Raw genomic sequence first — 837 nt, 5'->3', positions numbered from 1 at the left:
TGACCCGGTTTCCGCATGGGTCGACCCCGACACGGTGCTCGGTGCCGCTGTCACAGTTGGGGCCGTCGTCCTCGCGGTGACCGGTGCCGCCCCGATCGCGGCGGCGATTGTCGGTGATTCGCTGGTCAAGGAGACGGTGAAGGCGTTCGTCGGCACGATGATCGCTTCCGCTCTGACGGAGATGGTCGCCCATCTCCGTCAGCGTCGGATCTCCCAGTCGGCTGCGGGGCAGAGGCCGGCCGCGCCGGAGGCCAGGGTTGGCCAGCGGCGGCTCAGTCTTCAATCTCACGGATCCGTTTCGCCGAAACGGGAGTCGGAGCAATCTCCGGCAGGATCTTCTACTGCCGGTTCGCCGCCGTCGCTGCTGACTAAACGCGCAGACGAGGTGACGAGGAATTCCGCGCCAGTCGAGAGCTTTGCGCCTGGTGATCGCGGAACTCGATCGAAGACACCAGCGGCTTCAGTCGAGGGTGCGCCACGTACTCCCGTGCCACCCGACTCGACTCAGCCGGCACCGGATCTCGACCAGCAAGGCCCGCCGGGACCTTCTATAGGAAGCCTGTAGAGCCGATCGCCATAGCGGCCCTGAGTGTGTGGATCATGGGCGAGCCCCGGCGGGATGCGGCTTCGCTCATCGCCTATACGTGGAGACCGTCGCCTTGAGGTACTGCCGCTGGCGGAGATCTCGTATCCGTTCCAGACATGAGCGCAACTCCAGTGCGCCAGCCGAGACGGAATCCACCGTTATAGAGCGTCACTCCGTGCGAAGAGCGCGATAGCGCCCGTTGCGCTGTTCGACTCGCCGCAAAGCAACGCGAATCGGAAACCTCGGCTCGG

1 protein-coding gene is annotated in these 837 nt (G+C 65.1%); it reads right to left on the bottom strand.

Annotation, left to right across the window (positions count from 1 at the left end; genetic code table 11):
* Window positions 1-193: hypothetical protein (locus tag DMB66_RS65125; protein ID WP_233625636.1), on the bottom strand; the 193-nt coding region annotated here is incomplete at its 3' end.
* Between the last annotated feature and the right edge of the window lie 644 nt (window positions 194-837).

It is taken from the genome of Actinoplanes sp. ATCC 53533 (genome assembly GCF_003947245.1).
The sequence above is the reverse complement of the archived record's forward strand: the minus strand, read 5'-3'. Positions and strand labels throughout refer to the sequence as shown.